Origin of the sequence: Microbacterium sp. SD291 (assembly GCF_017355365.1) — a bacterium.
GTDB lineage: Bacteria > Actinomycetota > Actinomycetes > Actinomycetales > Microbacteriaceae > Microbacterium.
The window spans coordinates 1-18,575 of record NZ_JADIJR010000026.1; the positions used below are offsets into that span (position 1 = coordinate 1).

The 18,575-nt window shown below is 68.9% G+C and carries 17 protein-coding genes and 1 tRNA gene; 4 read left to right on the top strand and 14 right to left on the bottom strand.

The features are described from left to right. Nucleotides 1-220: 220 nt before the first annotated feature. The 10 genes from IPV10_RS17400 to IPV10_RS13200 all read right to left on the bottom strand — a co-directional run bounded on the left by IPV10_RS17400 (nt 221) and on the right by IPV10_RS13200 (nt 10,480). Complete coding sequence (locus IPV10_RS17400) at nt 221-451, bottom strand: HepT-like ribonuclease domain-containing protein (RefSeq protein WP_207484575.1); 231 nt, start codon at nt 449-451, stop codon at nt 221-223. A 102-nt stretch (nt 452-553) separates the two neighbouring features. Further along, a complete protein-coding gene (locus IPV10_RS13160) occupies nt 554-877 on the bottom strand; it encodes a nucleotidyltransferase family protein (RefSeq protein WP_207484578.1) in 324 nt (107 codons plus the stop codon). A gap of 99 nt (nt 878-976) precedes the next feature. Further along, the gene (locus tag IPV10_RS13165; protein WP_207484580.1) at nt 977-3,226 is read right to left on the bottom strand and encodes a TIM-barrel domain-containing protein; all 2,250 of its coding nucleotides are present in this window, start codon (nt 3,224-3,226) and stop codon (nt 977-979) included. Beyond that, nucleotides 3,223-4,374 (bottom strand): glycoside hydrolase family 15 protein, encoded by a 1,152-nt coding sequence (locus IPV10_RS13170; RefSeq protein WP_207484582.1) that lies wholly within the window; start codon nt 4,372-4,374, stop codon nt 3,223-3,225. Before IPV10_RS13170 ends, IPV10_RS13165 begins: the two co-directional genes overlap by 4 nt. Nucleotides 4,375-4,497: 123 nt before the next feature. After that, nucleotides 4,498-5,748 (bottom strand): sugar ABC transporter substrate-binding protein, encoded by a 1,251-nt coding sequence (locus IPV10_RS13175; RefSeq protein WP_207484584.1) that lies wholly within the window; start codon nt 5,746-5,748, stop codon nt 4,498-4,500. 58 nt (nt 5,749-5,806) lie between these two features. Continuing rightward, nucleotides 5,807-6,628 (bottom strand): carbohydrate ABC transporter permease, encoded by an 822-nt coding sequence (locus IPV10_RS13180; protein ID WP_207484587.1) that lies wholly within the window; start codon nt 6,626-6,628, stop codon nt 5,807-5,809. Next, nucleotides 6,621-7,598: a carbohydrate ABC transporter permease gene (locus tag IPV10_RS13185; protein ID WP_207484589.1), complete on the bottom strand. Its 978-nt coding sequence runs from the start codon at nt 7,596-7,598 to the stop codon at nt 6,621-6,623. The genes IPV10_RS13180 and IPV10_RS13185 overlap by 8 nt, the downstream gene beginning before the upstream one ends. Next, nucleotides 7,595-8,770, bottom strand: coding sequence for an ROK family transcriptional regulator (locus tag IPV10_RS13190; protein ID WP_207484591.1), 1,176 nt, complete (start codon nt 8,768-8,770; stop codon nt 7,595-7,597). Before IPV10_RS13190 ends, IPV10_RS13185 begins: the two co-directional genes overlap by 4 nt. A 426-nt stretch (nt 8,771-9,196) precedes the next feature. Further along, a tRNA-Ser gene (locus tag IPV10_RS13195) sits at nt 9,197-9,288 on the bottom strand. A gap of 184 nt (nt 9,289-9,472) precedes the next feature. Further along, nucleotides 9,473-10,480, bottom strand: a complete 1,008-nt coding sequence (locus IPV10_RS13200; protein ID WP_207484593.1) for a LacI family DNA-binding transcriptional regulator — start codon at nt 10,478-10,480, stop codon at nt 9,473-9,475. 139 nt (nt 10,481-10,619) lie between these two features. Between IPV10_RS13200 and IPV10_RS13205 the strand changes: the two genes are divergently transcribed. Then, complete coding sequence (locus IPV10_RS13205; protein WP_207484595.1) at nt 10,620-10,838, top strand: hypothetical protein; 219 nt, start codon at nt 10,620-10,622, stop codon at nt 10,836-10,838. A gap of 41 nt (nt 10,839-10,879) precedes the next feature. On the opposite strand, the gene IPV10_RS13210 is transcribed toward IPV10_RS13205, so the two are convergent. From IPV10_RS13210 to IPV10_RS13225, 4 genes are read right to left on the bottom strand one after another with little or no spacing between them, the layout of a single operon-like run. After that, complete coding sequence (locus tag IPV10_RS13210; protein ID WP_207484597.1) at nt 10,880-11,206, bottom strand: metal-sensitive transcriptional regulator; 327 nt, start codon at nt 11,204-11,206, stop codon at nt 10,880-10,882. Continuing rightward, nucleotides 11,203-13,485, bottom strand: coding sequence for a cation-translocating P-type ATPase (locus IPV10_RS13215; protein ID WP_207484598.1), 2,283 nt, complete (start codon nt 13,483-13,485; stop codon nt 11,203-11,205). The genes IPV10_RS13210 and IPV10_RS13215 overlap by 4 nt, the downstream gene beginning before the upstream one ends. 46 nt (nt 13,486-13,531) lie before the next feature. After that, complete coding sequence (locus IPV10_RS13220) at nt 13,532-14,455, bottom strand: heavy-metal-associated domain-containing protein (RefSeq protein WP_207484600.1); 924 nt, start codon at nt 14,453-14,455, stop codon at nt 13,532-13,534. Next, on the bottom strand, nt 14,455-14,661 hold the full coding sequence (locus IPV10_RS13225) for a heavy-metal-associated domain-containing protein (protein WP_207484601.1): 207 nt from the start codon (nt 14,659-14,661) through the stop codon (nt 14,455-14,457). Before IPV10_RS13225 ends, IPV10_RS13220 begins: the two co-directional genes overlap by 1 nt. Before the next feature lie 166 nt (nt 14,662-14,827). Here IPV10_RS13225 and IPV10_RS13230 point away from each other — a divergent pair, with 166 nt between their 5' ends. The 3 genes from IPV10_RS13230 (at nt 14,828) to IPV10_RS13240 (ending at nt 18,545) form a co-directional block, all read left to right on the top strand. Next, nucleotides 14,828-15,856, top strand: a complete 1,029-nt coding sequence (locus tag IPV10_RS13230) for an iron ABC transporter substrate-binding protein (protein WP_207484602.1) — start codon at nt 14,828-14,830, stop codon at nt 15,854-15,856. A gap of 77 nt (nt 15,857-15,933) precedes the next feature. Further along, nucleotides 15,934-17,409 carry an iron ABC transporter permease gene (locus IPV10_RS13235; protein ID WP_307861133.1) on the top strand — a complete coding sequence of 492 codons (1,476 nt, stop codon included), beginning with the start codon at nt 15,934-15,936 and terminating at the stop codon, nt 17,407-17,409. Further along, complete coding sequence (locus IPV10_RS13240; protein WP_207484604.1) at nt 17,406-18,545, top strand: ABC transporter ATP-binding protein; 1,140 nt, start codon at nt 17,406-17,408, stop codon at nt 18,543-18,545. Before IPV10_RS13235 ends, IPV10_RS13240 begins: the two co-directional genes overlap by 4 nt. Nucleotides 18,546-18,575 lie beyond the last annotated feature (30 nt).

Consider the following 18,575-nt stretch of genomic DNA (forward strand, 5'->3'; position numbering starts at 1 on the left):
CACCGGGGCGAGTCACCGACCAGGAGATTTCTGGCGGAGACGGAGGGATTTGAACCCGAGCCAGGCGATGGCGCTCAGGTGGGTTCGCGTGTGTTCACGTTGATTTGACGCGGTTTGCGGTCTCGTTGGTGGAGGTTCACTTACTTACACGGGTGTTCAGTTGTTCGCAGATTCTTCGCACGTGAACCCGCCTACTTTGCACTGCGATCGAGCCAGCTGCTCAGTCCGTGGCATGCTCACGAAGCGCTGCTTCCAGCGCCGGCAGATGCGACTCGATCACGTCCCGAACAGTGTCGGGATCCACTCCGAAGTATTGGTGAACAAGGATGTTCCGGAACCCGCGGATCTGGGGCCACGCGATCTCTGGATGCGTGTCGGTGATCTCCGCGGGGAGATGGACGACGGCTTCGCCGATGATCTGCAGGTTTCTTTCAACGGCATCTTCGGCCATGTCGACGAGGTCGCGGTCCTGGCTTGTCAGGGGACGTGAGGTAGCGGTTGCATCGGTCGATCGCCTGGAGGATGTCGGCGATCCGTTGCTGGGTTCCGCGACTCACAGGGCTATCGCGTCGACGAGCGCGGACTCTGAAATCGGATGCTTGAGCAATTGCACTGGGAAGATGTCGATGTCGTCTCGGCCGAACAGCTGCCGGGTCTCTTCCATGAGCCCGCTCGCTCTCATGAGGAGGTTCCCGTCTGCGGGGTCCATTTCGACCAGAATGTCGATATCACTACCCTCAGCAGCATCGCCGCGAGCGACGGACCCGAACAGTCGAGGGTTCCTCGCGCCGTACTTCGAAAGTAGGGCGTCGAGTTCGCCGCGGCGCGCGTCGATTACCTCGCGCAACGCGAGACTCGACCTGGTCGTGACGCCCATACCTTCAGGGTACCGGGCGAGCACCGCGCGCGAGCAGATCTGCGGTGGAGGGTGAAGATCCCGTCGTGCCAGGGGGCCACAGCCGGGCTGTGACCGTGGTCACTCGCGATCCTCGAAAACCGGAGCAAGCCGCGCCCATGCCTCGGCGCGGCAGTAGACGGGAACCTCGTCGATGGGAACTGTACGCCGCAGCATCTGCGCGCCGGCAACAGCCTCATCTGTCCATACATCGATCCACTCCCCAGGCGGGAGCGCTACTTGATGCGCAGTCGCACCCTCATCGACGACCGGCGATATGAAGAGGTCTCGGCCGAGCATCCACTGCAGCGGATGCGTCCAGGCGCCGGACCATGTGGGGTGATCGAAGTAGAGCGCGCGCATGAGCGGCGCGGAAGTGCGGATCGACTCGCGCGCCTCCGCGGCGAGGTATGGGACGAGCCGCTCACGCAGCTTCGCGTATCGGCGGAAGACCGGAAGAACCCGATCGTCACCGGACTGTTCGGCGATGTTCCACGGCGTGCGGTCGTGCGACGGCGTCCGGTGGTGGTTGAACTCAGAGTGGTACTGCATGATCGGCACGAACGCGGACGCTGCACTCGCCCTCAGGTAGAGTTCTGCGCTCGGCACCGGGCCGGAGAAGCCGGCGATGTCCCAGCCCCAGTAGACGATGCCAGACGCTGCGGCGGACAGCCCCGCGAAGAGCGACCATCGGTAGGCGTCCCACGTCGAGTTCTCATCTCCAGCCCAGAACGCTCCGTGGGCCTGTGAGCCCGTGTAGCCGGCTCGGCTAAACGTGACGGGCGCTTTACCGGCCGAGCGGAGGAGGTCGCCGTAGGCCTTGGCGTATGCCACTGGGAAGCGGCTGTTCGCCTCGTCGCCGTGCGATCCGTCGAGGTACACGAGCTCTCGCCCCCACGCGTGCTCGCCGCCGTCAGTCTTGAACCCATCGATGCCGATTTCCTCTACGAGGTAACGGCGCTTCTCGGTCCACCACTGCGCTGCGCTCTCGTCGGTGAGATCGGGCATGTACGACAGCGGGAACCACCAGCCGCGATTGCGGTATGGGCGCAGGTGTCCCTTTGCGTCGGGTTCGCGGATCAGCACGTCGGCTTCGACGGCGGCCGCGGCATCGGCTGCTGCCTGTCCTTTGGGGTGCGGTCGCAGCTTCATCAGCGGGATCTGCCACAGATGCACGCGCACACCGCGTGTGTGCAGGTCGTCGACCATGCCCTTCGGGTCGGGCCACGCACCTTCTGCCGGAAAATCGAAGTCGGCGAGGCGATGGGGCGCACCGTCGAATGAAGGCTCATAGCGCGCATCGCGGAACGCCGTGAACGTCGATTCGTCGCTCCACGCTTCGATGACGACCGACCCCACCGGGATGTCGTGCTCGCGATGTGCGTCCAGTTCGCGCATGACGCGCTCCTGTGTGTTCCACTCGTTTCCGCTCGCCCACAGCTCGAAGACCCACTCGGGCAGCTCCTCGGCGCGACCGACTTCGTCCAGGAATGCCTCGAGCACGCGGGTCGGCGAGCCGTCGTAGAAGGCGATGGATGCTGCGACGCCACCGTCTTCCGCCGCCGTTTCGACCTCGACCCAGAGGGCGTCCGGCTCGGTTTGGCCGATGTCGAACCACACTCGGCGCGATGTGCGGATGTGGAAGCCCCAGCCATCGGCGCCGACGACGTGCGCGAACGGCATCGGCATGTAGGTCTTGCGCTCCGCCCCCTGGCTCTTGTATTGCTCGAACACGACCGAGTCAAGGCTCGTGCCGCGGTGGTCCAGTGCGTCATAGCGTTCCCCCAGTCCCGTGACGTGCTCGCCCGGACGGAGTGGAAGCGCGAAGCGGACGCGGCAGACATGCACGCCATCCGACAGGACTCTCACGCTCCCGGGGATGACACGGCGCCTGCCGTCGCCGGCGACGGCGTCATCAGACGCGGAGCGCCACGCGAATACCGTCGTCTGGAACCAGCGGGTGTGTTGCTCGCCGCCATCCGAGGCGAAGCCCACGAGGCGGTAGCTCAAATGGCTACCAGCGGGCGGTGCGTCTATGGTCGCCGCCCAGCCTTCGGCCTTGCGCGCGAGACGTGCTTGTGCGGAGGCCAGGTGACCTCCATCAACTGTCTGGCCGCGGGAGGTGCGGGCGACGCGTGCGAGCGGAACGATTCGGGTCGTCTTCGCACCGTCGGGCGCGACCACCGTGAGCTCGCAGTCGACACGCTCCACATCAGGGGTCGTTCGAGCGCCGATCGTGAGCGGCTCGCCTGCGACGGGGTCGATCGGCGACCGCTGCTCGGTGTCGATGGAATAGGGGTGACCCGAGCCCAGTGGACGGTGGCGGATCATGCGCGGGCATCCGACGTTGCGCGGCGGACGTCGGCATCGGGTCGCAACCCGAGTTCCACCACGAGTCGGATGAGCATGGCGTGGCTCCAAAGGAGCGGCTGGGCGACGCTGCCCCAACGGTCCACCCATTCGTCGACTCGCGTCGGGGCGAGCAAGTGGCGGTCGACTTGTTCCGGCATCGAGCCGTCGGTCGCCGCCGTCGATGCCGCCCAGTCGAGCAGCTCGCGGGCGCGCGCTGTGCTCCCTGCCCGTGCATGGGCGAGTCCGAGCATGCACGACAGCAAGGGCCATTGGCCTCCGCCGTAGAACGTGTCGTCCAGGTAGCGGTGGACGCCGCCGTCCTTGGTCAGGTCATCCTCGACGGCGTCGATCGTGCGGCGGCCGATGTCGGTCCCGGCACCCACGACGTTCAGCAGTCCGACGACGGCCGCGAGGCTGGCGTCGACTTCGCTCGAGCCGATCCACTTCGCGAGATGACCGTCGGAGACAGCCTCACCCTTGAGGCGTGCCTCGGCAGCGGCTGCCGCGGCAGTCGCTGCCGAGGCCCGCGTCTCGTCTAGCACACCGAGTCCGAGCGCGGCACGCAGGCCTGCGACGATGCAGCCGAGGGTCGACCCGTGCCGGTGCATGGGGTGCTCCTCCCACCAGTCGTAGCATGGTCTATCCCACGAGGAGACGAGATAGTCGACGCTGAGCTCGACCGCAGTGCGCCACCGGCTGGGGTCGGCGCCGTGCCGGCCGACGTGTTCACCGACTGCCCAGAGCCAGGTGCCGTAGCCGTCGAGCTGGAAATCCCACCACTCATCGTCGCCCTCTCGACCGTCGAAGGTGAAGCGAGTCGGGAGCATGGCCTCGTCGGGCACCGGTCGGCCCGCTAAGGCTGCCTCCACGATGCGCTCCAGGTGGTCTGAGCGTGCCTCGAGGACTCGTGCGCACCAGTCGAAGAATTGCTCCGCGGATGCCGCCTCGCCCCAGCTCGACATCCCGTCGGCGATGAACGCGCCGTCTCGAAACCAGCTGTAGCCGACATAGGCCGAGAAGGTGGGGCTCGCCGGATAGGCGCCTTCCGGCGTCTGCAACGACGAGATCAGCGCCGCGCTCTGTTCAGCGAGCGCCGTAAGGCGGTGGTCATCCGTAGTGGGAGGCATGCGTGCGTCTCTCTGGGATAGATGGAAAAGGTTCAAGCGCAGCGCGGGGGTGTTCGGGACCGCGAGTGGCCTCTGGGTAGGTGGCAGGTCCGACCGGTTGGGGCCGGACCCGCCACCGCGAGATCAGCCGCCGATTGCGGCGTTGATGCGCTCCTCCGCCGACGCGAGCGCCTCTTCGACGCTCTTGCGGCCGGACTGCGCTTCGATCAGCTCCTCGGTCATGATGTCCTGCATCTCCTGCTGACCCTCGGCGACGACCGGGGGCAGTGCGACGTTCTCAAGGGAGTCGAAGACGGCCTGGCGGTTGTCGGGGTTGCCAAGAGTCAGGTAGCTTTCGAGCTTCGCGTCGTCGGAGATGGCGGGCAGCTCCCAGCCGGCTTCGAGACGCGTGTCCACCATGACATCGCTGGAAGTGAGGAACTCGGCGAACTTCGTCGCGGCCTCGCCGTTCTCGGACTGCGCCGAGACGCCGACCGCGTTGGAGAAGAGCGCGCTGGCCTGCTGTGTGTTGCCGGGTTCCACCGCGATGTCCCACCCGAACGGCACGTCAGCGAACGCGCCGAACATCCAGATGCCGGTGTAGAGCATGGCGAGCTTGCCCTCGGTGAACAGGTTGGTGTCGAAGTCGGGTGTGCCTTGTCCCTGTTCGATGGTCGGCATGACGGTTCCGCTCTTGCCGACGAGCCACTCGGCGGCCTCGACGCCCTCGGGCGTGTTGAAGGCGACCTTGGTTCCGGACTCGTCCAGGAAGCTGCCGCCGCTCTGCTCGAGCACCTTGTAGAACTCGTAGAAGCTCACCGGCTGATGGGCGCCCCAGACCCCGGCGGCCTCGTCGGTCAGCGTTTCGGCGGCGGACTCTACGTCGTCCCACGTCCAGCCGTCGGCGGGCGTCTCGAGACCGGCCGCCTCGAACATGTCCTTGTTGTAGAACATGACGACTGTCGAGAACGAGCTCGGCAGCGCGTACTGCGTGCCGTCGGTGGCGTACGCCTCCAGCACCGACTGCCGGTAGACCCCCGTATCCGATACCTCAAGCGGTGCCAGAACGCCGTTCGCCTGATACGACGCGTAGTTCGAGTACTCGACGTCGAACACATCCGACGCCGTGCCTGCGGCGAGGTCGGTCTGCAGCGCCGTCCCGTAGTCGGCATAGGGCAGCGTCGTGACATCGACGGTGATGCCTGGGTTCTCGTCCTCGAACGCGTCGACGATCGCCTGAAGGTTCTCTTCGTTGCCGCCGTTCGAGATGAAGTTCGTGTAGCTGATGGTGACGTCTCCGCCGTCATCTTCCGGTGTGCCGGCGGCGGAGCAGCCGCTCACGGCGAGGGCAGCGACGCCCAGGAAGCCGACAGTGGCTAATGCTGTGGTTCTCATGATGTTCCTGTCTTCCTTGATAGGTGTTGGGGTTGTATCTCGGGTACTGCGGAGCGGCTCACTTGAGCCCGGTGTTGGCCACGCCCTGGATGATGTAGCGCTGGGCGAAGAGGTAGAGCGCAAGCATCGGGAGGATGCTGACGACCGACCCGGCCATGACGATGTCCCACTGCGTCGTGAACTGGCCCTGCAGGCCGGCCAGAGCCACGGGGAGGGTCTGCAGCTCGGGAGCCCGCAGGATCACGAGGGGCCACAGGAAGCTGTTCCAGCTCCCCATGAACGCGAAGACCGCGAGCGTGGCGAGTGCGGGGCGGATATTGGGCAGGATCACGGACCAGAACACCCGGAAGTGGCCGGCACCGTCGAGCGTCGCGGCCTCGTCCAGCTCGAACGGGATCTGGTTCATCGCCTGTCGCAGCAGGAAGATGCCGAACGCGGCGGCGAAGGTCGGCAGCAACGCACCCAGATAGGTGTTGATGAGTCCGAGCGCCTTCATCTCCGCGAAAAGCGGCACGAGGAGCACCTGGAGGGGGATCATCATCGTCGCGAGATAGACACCGAAGACGGCGCTGCGGCCCCTGAAGGGCAGACGGCTGAACGCGTAGGCCGCCGTCGCGCTCGTGATCAACTGCACGAGCGTCGTGATCGTGGCGAGCAGCAGGCTATTCCCGACGACGCGTGCAAAGGGGAGCTGTGAGAAGAGCTGGTTGTAGGCCTCCAGCCCGGGGTCGGCCGGGATGAGCGAAGGAGCCGACGTGAGACCGGTTCCCGGGCTCAGCGAGGTGACGACCGTCCAGTAGAAGGGGAAGAACATAGCTAGCGCGCCGATGATGACGGCCGCGTGGAGCAGGATCGATCGCGTACGCGTGATCTCAGCCATAGTTGACCCACTTCCGCTGGCCGCGGATCTGCACGACGGTGACGGCGAGGATGACGACGAACAGGAGCCATGACAGGGCGGATGCCTCGCCGGCGGCGCCGTAGCGGAAGGTGAGGTCGTAGATCTGCTGGACGACGACCTGCGTCGCACCGCCCGGTCCCCCACCCGTCATCGCGTACACCTGGTCGAAGACCTGGAAGCCGTTGATGAGCGAGATCACGAGCACGAAGAAGGTGGCGGGTGACAGCAGCGGAAGGGTCACCGAAAAGAGGCGTCGCCACGGCCCGGCGCCGTCCACCTTCGATGCGTCGATCAGTTCGCGATCGATCGCCTGCAGACCCGCGAGCAGGATGACCATGACGAAGCCGATGTCCTTCCACGCGGACGCCAAGATGATGGAGGGCATCGCCCAGGCCGGATCCGTCCACCACCCGGGGCCGTCGATGCCGAAGAACCCCAGCACGGTGTTGACCACACCGTTGCTCGGGTTGAGCAGCCAACGCCACACGAGCGCGACGACGATCCAGCTCGTGACAACCGGCAGGAAGTAAACGCCTCTGAGGAACGTGCGGCCTTTGAGCGCCGTGTTGAGGGCGAGCGCGATGAGCAGACCGCCGACGTACACCAGCGGCAGGTACCCGACGATGTAGTAGATCGTGTGGAGGAAGACCTCTGCCGTCCGAGGGTCGGTCAGCAGGCTCGCGTAGTTGTCCAGGCCGACCCACGTCGCGGGGGTGAGCAGGTTCCACTCCGTCAGGCTGATCCACGCCGCCGCGATCATCGGGCCGATCACGAAGAGCGTGAGCGGGATGGCGCTCGGCAGCAGGAATGCGAGGACGGTGAGGGTGTAGCGCAGCTTGGTCGTGCGGCTCCGGCGAAAGGGGCGGCGGGCGGGGGGTGCCGCTTCCTGCTCCTCCAGGAGTATCGCGGAACCCGCGCGGGCCACCCCGGCCTGGCCGAGCGTACTCATGCCCGGCCTGCGTTCTCGACGAATCGTTCACGGATGAGCCGGCCCTGGTCGCCCGAGACGCCGTCATCGAACGGCGTCGCGAGGACGAGCGCTGCCGCACCTTGGGCCCACGAGTCGTCCTGCCAGGTCTCGATCTCGACCGCAATGCCCCGCCGGTGGGCGACGAGGTGTGAGCGGAACGCCGGTTCGAACCCGAACGACCAGTGGCTCCAGGCGGCCGTTCCCTCCCCGAGGATGATGACCAGCGCCGGGTCCACGAGGTGGACGACGCCCGCCAGCGTGCGCCCGAGCAGGTGTCCGGCACGGCCGAAGATCGCCACGGCATCCTTGTCGCCCGCATCGGCGGCCGCGCGCAGCACGTCGATTCCTGCCGACGGACCGACGACGCCCGCCTTGCGCGCTGAGTCGACGAGGGCAGCCTCACTGATGTGCGCCTCGAGGCAGCCCTCGTTGCCGCACCGGCAGCGGGGTCCGCCTTCCGAGACGGGCATGTGACCGACCTCGCCCACTCCCCCGGTCGACCCGCGCATAACGGCTCCCTCAATCGCCATGCCGGCTCCGATCCCGGTTCCGATCGTGACGACCAGGAAATTGTCGCGGCCGCGCCCCTTGCCATACAGGCGCTCCGCCACTGTGAGGGCGTTGACGTTGTTCTCCACGATGACCGGCAGGTCGAGTGCGGCGCGAAGCGACTCGCCCAGCGGGACGGAGTTCCAGCCGAGCTGAGGCGCCGTCACGATACCCGATCCGGGCTGATCGACGGAGCCGGGCACACCCACGCCGACACCGAGCATCGGAGCGCTGCCACCTCCGGAGAGGAAGTGCCGGATCCTCGTCACGAGATCCGTAAGGTAGGTGCTCGCGAGCGCGTCGAACGGCTCGCTGGCCGAGCGCAGCACGCGCCCGTCAAGACCCACCTCGACGAACGCCACGTGATCCGCGGTCACCTTCACCCCGACCGCCCGGCCGGCGGTTGCGGCAAGGCCGAGCATCCGGGCGGGACGACCACCGCTTGAGGGCGCTTGCTCGAGCTCTACGAGAAGACGCTCTGTCAGCAGGTCTTTCGTGAGCTGCGTCATCAGCGCCGGCGACATGTCGAGCGCACGAGCGAGCTCGGCGCGCGATGCCGGACCGGTGGCACCCAGGTGCGCCAGGATGGCGGACCGGTTCACGTCGGTACGGTGATTTGTCGGGCGGTTCACCATCGAAGGCCTCACTTAGTTCAGGACTAAATAAACTTTAGAACTAACTTTGCGAGAATGTCAAGCACCCGGCCCGAACGGTCTCCGGAGGAACCTCGGAACGGCGCTCATGGCCACGACGCTAGGCGTCAGGCCCCTGGCGCCAGGATCGCCTCAGCCCCCACCGCAGGCCTATCGAACACTCGCCTCGCCGGCCGGGTTTGGAGTGGGATGCGCGAGGGAGCGAATCCCTCCACAGCAAAGGCCGGATGATCGACCAGAATCGCCTTCTGACCTGCGGTTGCAAGGGAACCGAGAAGGCCGGAAGCCGGCGCGCGCCACCGAACTTGCGAACAGAAAGTGTTCGCAAATCGAGCCTCGCGAAAACGGAATTATCGCTTGATCTGGGCTTTTTTCTGGCGGAGACGGAGGGATTTGAACCCTCGGTCCCCTTGCGAGGACTCCACCTTAGCAGGGTGGTGCACTAGGCCGGACTATGCGACGTCTCCAGGCGCCGACCCCAAGATCGGGCGCTCCCTGCAAGCATAACGCCTCTGGCGAGCAGGCACGAACCGGGCGCTTTCAGGTGGTCGGCTTCCGACAGGCGGGACGCGGCCGTCGACATGTGCTCGTCGTCGCACGCGGGGCAGACGGCGATCGGGAGACGATCGCGGACGCGACCCGGAGGGATGCTCAGCCCGAGGTCGACCTGCGGACGACGAGCTCGGGCCGGAACCGCACGTTGCGGTCGTACTCGCCGTCTGGATCGTCGATCGAGCGCAGCAGGAGGTCGACGGCGGTGTGACCGATGAGACGCGCGGGCTGGCGGATGGAGCTCAGCGGGACGACCGCGGCCTCCGCGAAGTCGATGTCGTCGTAGCCGATCAGGGCGAGATCCTCGGGCACCCGGAGCGTGCCGTCCATCGTCACGGCCTGCAGCAGGCCGACGGCGAGCAGGTCGTTGGCGGCGAAGAGCGCATCGGGCCGGGCGCCGGCCGGACGAACGACGATCTGCTCGCCCGCCGCGCGGCCGTTCAGCACGGTCAGCGCGGGCATCTCGATGACCTCGAGGGTCGCGTCGGCGACCTCACCCACCGCCCGGCGCGCGCCCGCGAGACGATGAGCCACCTGCGCCAGAGCGGACGGGCCCCCGACGAACACGATCCGGCGCCGTCCGATCTCGAGCAGGTGCCGCACTGCCAGGTACCCGCCCTCGACGTCGTCGACCGACACCGAGCAATAGCCGCTCCCGGGGATCTCGTGATCGACCAGCACCACCGGCGTGCCCGCCGCCTGCATGCGGCGCAGCTTCTCGGCGTCGTCCGACGCCGGCGTGATCAGCACGCCGTTCACGCGCTGCTCGCGGAACAGGTCCAGGTACCCGTCCTCACGCACAGGATCCTCGTCGCTGTTGCCGAGGAGCACAGACAGCCGGTCTTCGTCGGCGCGCGCCGCGGCACCCCTGGCGACGTCCGCGAAGAACGGGTTGCCTGCATCGAGGACGATCAGCCCGATGCTGCGGCTGCGCCCCGCACGGAGCTGGCGCGCCGCGTCGTTGCGCACGAATCCGAGCTGCTCGATCGCATCGTGCACGCGGCGGACGGTTCCGTCGGCCACCTTGTCGGGCCGGTTCAGCACGTTCGAGACGGTTCCGACCGACACACCCGCCGTCGCGGCGACCTCTCGCACACTCACTGCCACCCGCTGGACCTCTTCCCACGCAATGCCGCGAGTGTACCCGCTCACAGACGCGCGCTCACGGCGGGCGCGCTCACGCTGATCACGAGGCCCGCTGAACTGACAGATCCCGCGCGAGCCACCACGCCTGTGCGTACGTCTCATGCGGGATCTGTCGGTCGAGCGCAGGCGGCGCGGGGTCACGCGCCGGCGCCGCGGCGCGCGGCGCTACGCGATCGCTGCGGCGACCCTCACCGTGTCCGCAGAGGCTCCGCCGCAGCATCCGGAAGCCCCCGGGGCCGCCGAGCCGAGCAGATCCGTCCGTCCTTCGGCTTCGATCGGCGAAGCGGTGCTGACCGTGCTGCAGCAGCTCGCAGCCTGAGTGGTCTGAGTGTTCTCCATGGGTTTTCCTTCCTTAGGGGTTCAGGACCTGACGAGGCGGGCGATCGCGGCGGACGCCTCCTCGAGCTTGTCGGCGCCGATCTGGCCGCCCTCGCGGACGGCGTCGGCGAGGCAGTGGGCGAGGTGGTCCTTGAGCAGGCCGAGCGCGACGTTCTCCAGCGCCGACGTGATCGCACTGATCTGGGTGAGCACGTCGATGCAGTACGTGTCGTCCTCGATCATCCGCTGGATGCCGCGGGCCTGGCCCTCGATCCGCTTCATCCGGTTGAGGTAGCGGTCCTTGTCCTGCACGTAGCCGTGCTGGTTCTGCTCGCAGACCGACTCCGCGTGGGGCTCGACGGTCGTCATGAGTTCACCGCTTTCGTCTTGGAGGTGCTGAGACTCCGGAACCCGCGCAGGCGCAGGCTGTTGCCGACCACGAACACGCTCGAGAACGCCATCGCGGCTCCTGCCAGCATCGGGTTGAGCATGCCGAGCGCGGCGATCGGGATCGCGGCCACGTTGTACGCGAACGCCCAGAACAGGTTCGCCTTGATCGTGCCGAGGGTCCGACGGGACAGCCGGATGGCGTCGGCGGCGGCCCGCAGGTCGCCGCGCACCAGGGTGATGTCGGATGCCTCGATCGCGACGTCGGCGCCGGTGCCCATCGCGAGGCCGAGGTCGGCCTGGGCGAGAGCGGGTGCGTCGTTGACGCCGTCGCCGACCATGGCCACGACCTTGCCCTCGCTCTGCAGGCGGGAGACGACATCGACCTTGTCCTGCGGCAGCACCTCGGCGATGACCTCGTCGATGCCCACCTCGGCCGCGATCCGCCGGGCGACGGCCTCGTTGTCGCCGGTGAGGAGCACCGGCGTGAGCCCGAGGGCCTTCAGCTGCGCGATCGCCTCGGCGCTGGTGGGCTTGACGGTGTCGGCCACGACGAGGATGCCGCGCGCTGCGCCATCCCAGCCGACGGCGACGACGGTCTTGCCCTCGGCCTCCGCCCCGGCCTTGGCCGAGGCGGTCTCGGCGCTCAGGCGCATGGCCCAGTCGGCGAGCAGCGACTCCCGGCCGACCACGATCGCGTGGCCGTCGACGATGCCCTGCACGCCCTTGCCCTCGATGTTCTGGAAATCCTCGATCTCCGGCAGCGGGCTCGCTGCGGCGGCCGCCTTCGCGATGGCCTGGGCGATCGGATGCTCGGAGGCGTGCTCCGCAGCGCCGGCCAGCCGCAGCAGCTCGTCGCGGTCGACGCCGGGCTCGGCGACGACATCGACCAGCGTCATCCGCCCGCTCGTGACGGTGCCGGTCTTGTCGAGCACGACGGTGTCGACGCGGCGGGTGGACTCCAGCACTTCCGGCCCCTTGATCAGGATGCCGAGCTGGGCGCCGCGTCCGGTGCCGACGAGCAGGGCGGTGGGCGTCGCGAGGCCGAGCGCGCACGGGCAGGCGATCACGAGCACGGCGACCGCGGCGGTGAAGGCGACGGCGGCGGGGAACCCGGCGCCGAGCCAGGCGCCGAGGGTCGCGACCGCGATCGCGATGACGATCGGCACGAACACCCCGGAGATGCGGTCGGCGAGCCGCTGCGCCTCGGCCTTGCCGCTCTGGGCGTCCTCGACGAGCTTCGCCATCTGCGCGAGCTGCGTGTCGGCGCCGATCCGCGTCGCGCGGACCACCAGCCGGCCGCCGGCGTTGACGGTGGCGCCCGTGACGGCGTCCCCCTCGCCGACCTCGACCGGCACCGACTCGCCCGTGAGCATGGAGGCATCCACCGCCGAGGTGCCGGAGACCACGACGCCGTCAGTGGCGATCTTCTCCCCCGGGCGGACGACGAACTCGTCGCCGACCCGCAGGTCACCGGTCGGGATCCTGACCTCGACGCCGTCGCGGAGCACCGCGACCTCCTTCGCGCCGAGTTCGAGCAGCGCGCGCAGCGCCGCTCCCGCCTGGCGCTTGGACCGCTTCTCGAAGTAGCGGCCGGCGAGGATGAACATGGTCACCCCGGCGCCGACCTCGAGGTAGATGTTCGAGGCGCCGTCCGACGGCCCGATCGCGAGCGAGAACGGATGCGTCATCCCCGGCTCGCCCGCAGTGCCGAAGAACAGCGCGTACAGCGACCACAGCAGCGCCGCGGCGGTGCCCATCGAGATCAGCGTGTCCATGGTGGCGGCCCCGTGACGGAGGTTCAGCCACGCGGCACGGTGGAACGGCCAGGCGCCCCAGAGGATCACGGGTGCGGCGAGCGCGAGCGACGCCCACTGCCAGTAGGTGAACTGCAGCGCGGGGATCATCGCCATCGCGATCACCGGGAGAGTGAGCACGACCGAGCCGATCAGCCGCTGGCGCAGCGAGACGAGCTCGAGGTCGGGCTGCTCGGCATCCGCCCCCGAGTCGCCGGATCCGGCTGGCTGCTTGGGCAGCGCGGCCGTGTACCCGGTCTTCTCGACCTCGGCGATGATCAGCGCGGGGTCGTAGCCGTCGGGCACCGTGACCCGCGCCTTCTCGGTCGCGTAGTTCACGCTCGCCTGCACGCCGTCGAGCCTGTTCAGCTTCCGCTCGATGCGGTTCGCGCAGGAGGCGCAGGTCATCCCGCCGATCTCCAGCTCGATGCCCGTCCCGCCGGCGTGCGTCGCCGTGCTGCTCATGTCCTTCTTCTTCCTGTTGCTGGGTGCCGGGAGACGACGGATGCCGTCAGTGCGCGTGCGCGGCGGATGCCGCATCGACGACGAACGGCGCGGTGCGCACCTGGCCATCGATCTGGAAGTCGAGGTACAGCAGGTACCGTCCGGCGGTCGGCGCCTGCGCCACGAAGGCGATGTCCGGGCCTCCGGTCTCGCCGTCCGCGGGCTCTGCTCCCTCCGGGTGCACGTGCAGGTACGCAAGGTCGCCCTGACGCAGCGCGACCAGGTGCCCGAAGGCGCCCAGGTACGGCTCCAGCGTCGTGACGGGCTGGCCGTCGCGCGAGACCGACAGGGTCAGTTCGCTCGCGGAGCCGGCGACGATCTCGCCCTCGAGCGACACCGTGTAGCCGTCGACCTGCGCGGTCGTCGCGGACTGCGGCACGATCGCCGCATAGGAGCCCGCGACCTCGACCGTACGGGTCAGCGTGAGGCCGTCGGCGCCCTCGGCCGTGAAGTCGGCGTAGACGCGGTAGCTGCCAGCATCCGTCCACTGCCACGGCAGCGACCAGACGCCGGTCTTCACGTCGAGGACGGGGTGCACATGCTGGAAGCGCGACCCGTCGGAGCGCACCACGATCAGGTGCAGGTCCTTGTCGTGCTCCGTGACGTACTCCGTGACGGGATCCCCGTGATCGTCCAGGATACGGAAGGCCAGCGTGCCCGCCTCACTGACCGAGGCGGGCGCCTCGACCTCTGACAGCGTGTATCCGGCTGCGCTCAGCGAGAGACCCTTCAGGTCGGCGCCTCCGTGCGCGGCGTCGTCGTGTGCAGCCGTCTCCGGCGCCTCGTCGTGTCCGTGCCCGTTCATCTCACTGCTCTCCTGTCCTGCCTCAGCCGGTCGCTCGGGGGCGACGAGCGCGGCGAGCCCGAAGGCCGCGCCGAACGCGACCACGAGCCCTGCGCCGTAGACGCCGAGGCGCCCGCCCGCGTTCATCAGACCCGCACCGCCGAGTAGCCCGCTTCCTGCACGGCCGCGATCACGCTGGCGTCGTCGACGTCCGAGCCGGACACGACGAGCCTGCCGCTCTGCGCGCTCACCTGGATCTCGTCGACCCCGCCGAGGCCTTCAACCTCTTCGCGCACCGACATCTCGCAGTGCCCGCAGGTCATTCCGGTCACCTTGTACTCGCTGACAGCCATCATCCGATCCTTCCCGTCTTGAATACCCTATCGGGGTATCTCGATGACAATAACGATATACCCCAGTGGGGTATTCCGGCAACTTCTGACGACTTCGAGATCAGCGCCCGACGACGCCTGCTTTAGGATTGCCTTACCTCCTCATCCGATCGAAGGGCTCGTCTCCATGCCTGCGCACGTCCGTCACGCGACCCTGGCCGTCCTCGCGGGGTCCGCCCTGCTCCTTTCCGGCTGCGCCGCAGGTTCCGAGGGCGACGGCGGCGACGCCGATGCGCTCGTGGTCTACAACGCGCAGCACGAGGAGCTCACCCAGGAGTGGGCAGACGCGTTCACCAAGAAGACCGGCATCGAGGTCGTGCTCCGCAACGGCGACGACAGCGAGCTCGGCAACCAGCTCGTGCAGGAGGGCGCGGCATCCAAGGCCGACGTGTTCCTCACCGAGAACTCCCCCGCGATGTCGCTGGTCGAGGAGGCGGGGCTCTTCGCACCCGTCGATGAGGAGACCCTTGCTCTCGTGCCGGAGGCGTATCGCCCGGCATCCGGGGCATGGACCGGAATCGCCGCACGTTCGACCGTCGTCGTCTACAACCCCGACCTGATCTCCGAGGCCGAGCTGCCCGCGTCGCTCCTCGACCTCGCGGATCCCGAGTGGAAGGGCCGCTGGGGCGCCGCCCCGGCCAAGGCCGATTTCCAGGCCATCGTCTCCGCCGTGCTCGAGACGCAGGGCGAGGACGGCGCCCGCGACTGGCTCGAGGGCATGGCCGAGAACGCCACCGAGTACCGCAACAACATCGTCACGATGAAGGCGGTCAACGCGGGCGAGGTGCCCGTCGGCGTCATCTACCACTACTACTGGTACCGCGATCAGGATGCCGCGGCAGAGGACAGCGGCAACACGAAGCTGCACTACTTCGGCAACCAGGACCCGGGTGCCTTCGTGAGCGTCTCCGGCGGCGGAGTGCTGAAGAACGCCCAGCACCCGGACGAGGCGCAGCAGTTCCTCGCCTTCATCGCCGGGGAGCAGGGCCAGAAGATCCTCGGCGAGGGCTACAGCTTCGAGTACCCGGTCGCGTCCGGCATCCCGGCCAAGTCCGAGCTGCCGCCCCTGGACAGCCTGAACGCACCCGTGATCGACCCGTCGACGCTGAACGGGCCGCAGGTCATCGATCTCATGACGGAAGCCGGACTCCTCTGAGCAGACGCGCGACCCTGGCACCGGTCGCCGCGACGCGTAGGCGTCGCGCTCCCGGGGGCCTCGTCGCGCTCGTCGCCGTGCTCACGGCCGGCGCGCTCGTCCCGGTGGGCTACGTCGTGCACGCCGCGATCGCGATGGGATGGACCGAGATCGCGACGCTCGTGATCCGCCCCAAGGTCGGCGAGCTGCTCGTCAACACGGCGCTGCTCGTCGTGATCGGGGTGCCGGCCGCCGTCGTGCTCGGCGTGGGCGCCGCGTGGCTCGTCGAGCGCACCGCGTTGCCCGCACGGCGGGTGTTCGCGGTCGCATTCGCTGCGCCGCTCGCGATCCCGGCCTTCGTGGCGAGCTACGGCTGGGCGAGCGCCATCCCGTCGATCAACGGGCTCTGGGGCGGGCTGCTGGTCGCCGTGCTCGCGTACTTCCCGCTCGTGTATCTCCCCGCGATGGCGGCCATCCGCGGACTCGATCCGGCGCTCGAGGAGTCGGCCCGCGCACTCGGGCTCGGCTCCTGGATGGTCTTCTTCCGCGTGGTGCTGCCCCAACTGCGCCTCGCCGTCCTCGGCGGCGCGCTCATCGTCGCGCTGCACCTCCTCTCCGAGTACGGCGCCTTCGCGTTCCTCCGGTTCGACACCTTCACCACCGCGATCGTGGTGGCGTATCAGGCGACGTTCGCCGGCCCGAACGCCGCCGCACTCGGGATCGTGCTGGTCCTGCTCTGCCTCGTGCTGCTCGGTGCCGAGTCCCTGGCCCGCGGCCGCTCCCGCTATGCGCGCGTGGGGGGCGGCTCACCGCATCCGCCGGCCCGACTGGCACTGGGCAGAGCCTCGTGGCTCGCGGTCACGGCCTCGATCGCCCTGCTCGCGGCGGCGATCGTCGTTCCGCTCGCGAGCGTCGTGCGCTGGCTGCTCCGCGCGGATGCCGCGGAGTTCGGCGCCCTGGCCTCGGCGACGGGACAGACCTTCGGCCTCGCCGTCGCCGGAGCGCTGTGCGCCGTGCTCGTCGCGCTGCCGATCGCCTGGTTGTCGGTGCGCCACTCCGGCCGCCTCGCCCGCGCACTCGAGGGCGCGGCCTACCTGGCGAGCAGCCTGCCGGCGATCATCGTCGCCCTCGCGCTCGTCGGTACCACCCTTGCCGTCGCGCCGGCGCTGTACCAGACCGCTTTCACGGTGGTCGCGGCGTACGTCGTGATCTTCCTGCCGCGGGCACTGGTGCCGCTGAGAGCAGGGCTCGCCCAGGTGCCCGAATCCCTCGAGGAGGCGGCTCGGTCTCTCGGCGTCGCCCCGTTCCGGGCACGCCTGCGGGTGACGCTGCCGCTGCTGCTCCCCGCGATCGGCGCCGGCGCCGCTCTCGTCGCGCTGGGTGCGGCGAACGAGCTGACCGCGACCCTGCTGCTCGCACCCACCGGCACCCGCACTGTCGCGACCAGCTTCTGGTCTGCGGCATCCTCACTCGACTACCCCGCCGCCGCCCCGTACGCGCTGGTGCTGATGCTGCTCTCGATCCCGGCGGTCGCCCTGATGTTCGCCCACGCAACCGGACGGAGTCTCCGATGACGCTCACTCTCAGGGGGATCTCCAAGGCGTTCGGCGGCACGGAGGTGCTCCGCGAGGTCGCCCTCGAGGTGGCCGACTCCACGCGCCTGGCACTGGTCGGCTCCTCCGGAAGCGGCAAGAGCACGCTGCTGCGCCTGATCGCCGGATTCGAGCAGCCGGATGCCGGCACGATCGCGCTCGACGGCCGGGAGCTCTCCGGGCCGCACTCTGCGGTGCCCGCCCATCGCCGGGGCATCGGCTACGTCGCGCAGGACGGCGCCCTGTTTCCGCATCTCTCGGTCGCGCGCAACATCGCGTTCGGCCTGCCCCGCGCTGCTCGGACCGTCGCGCGGGTGCGCGAGCTGATGGAGCTCGCCTCGCTGGATCCGGCACTCACCGCGCGGATGCCGCACGAGCTCTCCGGCGGGCAGCAGCAGCGGGTCGCGCTCGCCAGGGCCCTCGCCCAGCGCCCGAAGGTGATCCTGCTCGACGAGCCGTTCAGCGCACTGGACACGGGGCTGCGGGCGCACACCCGGCGCTCGGTGATCGATGTGCTCGAGCGCAGCGGCGTGACGGCGGTGCTCGTGACGCACGACCAGGAGGAGGCGCTGTCGTTCGGCCAGCAGGTCGGCGTGCTCGCCGGCGGCCGCCTGGTGCAGGCGGGCGAGCCCTCGGCGGTGTTCGACGCGCCCGTCGACGCGGGAGTGGCCGCGTTCCTCGGTGAGGTCGTGGTCGTGCCCGCGGAGCGCGCGGGCGACGCCGTCGACTGCGCCTTCGGGCGTCTCCCGGTGCGGCACGACCTCAGCCGCGGCTCCGCCGGCGTCGTCGCGATGCTGCGGCCGGATCAGCTGCGCGTGGCTCCGGCGACCGACGGCGAGGCCGACGCCGCTGCGCATGCTCGCGTGCTCGAGATCCGCACGACGGGCGCGGTGGCGGAGCTCACTCTGAGGCTCGGTGACGCCGAGGTGACCCATCGGGTGCCAGGGCGGGCGGCGGCCCGGTTCACGATCGGCGGCCGGGCGCACGTGTCGGTCGACGGCGGCGCCGTGCTGTATCCCGCGGAGCCCGCCGGGGATTCCGGCCCCAGCTGGGCTGCCGGGGATGCATCTCGTCGGTCCGAGGCCGACGGACCAGCCGAAAGCACCCGCACGCCTTGAAATCGCCCCGCCGCGGCCCTGGCCGGGCGC

What these genes read in the sequence shown, in the direction of transcription:
- IPV10_RS17400 (WP_207484575.1), bottom strand. Translation starts at nt 451, where the DNA reads ATGGCCGAAGATGCCGTTGAAAGAAACCTGCAGATCATCGGCGAAGCC.
- IPV10_RS13160 (WP_207484578.1), bottom strand. Translation starts at nt 877, where the DNA reads ATGGGCGTCACGACCAGGTCGAGTCTCGCGTTGCGCGAGGTAATCGAC.
- IPV10_RS13165 (WP_207484580.1), bottom strand. Translation starts at nt 3,226, where the DNA reads ATGATCCGCCACCGTCCACTGGGCTCGGGTCACCCCTATTCCATCGAC.
- IPV10_RS13170 (WP_207484582.1), bottom strand. Translation starts at nt 4,374, where the DNA reads ATGCCTCCCACTACGGATGACCACCGCCTTACGGCGCTCGCTGAACAG.
- IPV10_RS13175 (WP_207484584.1), bottom strand. Translation starts at nt 5,748, where the DNA reads ATGAGAACCACAGCATTAGCCACTGTCGGCTTCCTGGGCGTCGCTGCC.
- IPV10_RS13180 (WP_207484587.1), bottom strand. Translation starts at nt 6,628, where the DNA reads ATGGCTGAGATCACGCGTACGCGATCGATCCTGCTCCACGCGGCCGTC.
- IPV10_RS13185 (WP_207484589.1), bottom strand. Translation starts at nt 7,598, where the DNA reads ATGAGTACGCTCGGCCAGGCCGGGGTGGCCCGCGCGGGTTCCGCGATA.
- IPV10_RS13205 (WP_207484595.1), top strand. Translation starts at nt 10,620, where the DNA reads ATGCGGGATCTGTCGGTCGAGCGCAGGCGGCGCGGGGTCACGCGCCGG.
- IPV10_RS13210 (WP_207484597.1), bottom strand. Translation starts at nt 11,206, where the DNA reads ATGACGACCGTCGAGCCCCACGCGGAGTCGGTCTGCGAGCAGAACCAG.
- IPV10_RS13215 (WP_207484598.1), bottom strand. Translation starts at nt 13,485, where the DNA reads ATGAGCAGCACGGCGACGCACGCCGGCGGGACGGGCATCGAGCTGGAG.
- IPV10_RS13220 (WP_207484600.1), bottom strand. Translation starts at nt 14,455, where the DNA reads ATGAACGCGGGCGGGCGCCTCGGCGTCTACGGCGCAGGGCTCGTGGTC.
- IPV10_RS13225 (WP_207484601.1), bottom strand. Translation starts at nt 14,661, where the DNA reads ATGGCTGTCAGCGAGTACAAGGTGACCGGAATGACCTGCGGGCACTGC.
- IPV10_RS13230 (WP_207484602.1), top strand. Translation starts at nt 14,828, where the DNA reads ATGCCTGCGCACGTCCGTCACGCGACCCTGGCCGTCCTCGCGGGGTCC.
- IPV10_RS13240 (WP_207484604.1), top strand. Translation starts at nt 17,406, where the DNA reads ATGACGCTCACTCTCAGGGGGATCTCCAAGGCGTTCGGCGGCACGGAG.